Genomic DNA, 267 nt, shown 5'->3' on the forward strand with positions numbered 1-267 from the left:
GGCTTTACGGTCTTCTGCTTTAACAATCAAATAACGACGTCCAGCAGTAGGGCGAACAAAGTCAACCGCTTCTTCAATAGCGTCAGCAAATGGAGTTTTGCCAGCTGATTTGGCTTTTGTAGTAATCTTTTTGATTTTTTTGACGTCTGCTTCTTTTTCAATTGATTTAAAACCGTTTGTTCCGTCACCCTCAATAAGCGCAAGGTCAACAATTTTATTAACAATAGCTTGTGTAAGTTCCGCTACAATCAAGTTGTAAAGATGTTC

At 38.6% G+C, this 267-nt stretch carries 1 protein-coding gene; it reads right to left on the reverse strand.

Annotation, left to right across the window (positions count from 1 at the left end; genetic code table 11):
* Positions 1-267 (reverse strand): hypothetical protein (locus tag L977_RS24655; RefSeq protein WP_047624415.1); only part of this gene is annotated, 267 nt, incomplete at both ends.

This window comes from Enterobacter sp. ZOR0014 (assembly GCF_000798855.1).
In the GTDB taxonomy this organism is placed as follows: Bacteria; Pseudomonadota; Gammaproteobacteria; order Enterobacterales; family Enterobacteriaceae; genus Enterobacter; species Enterobacter kobei.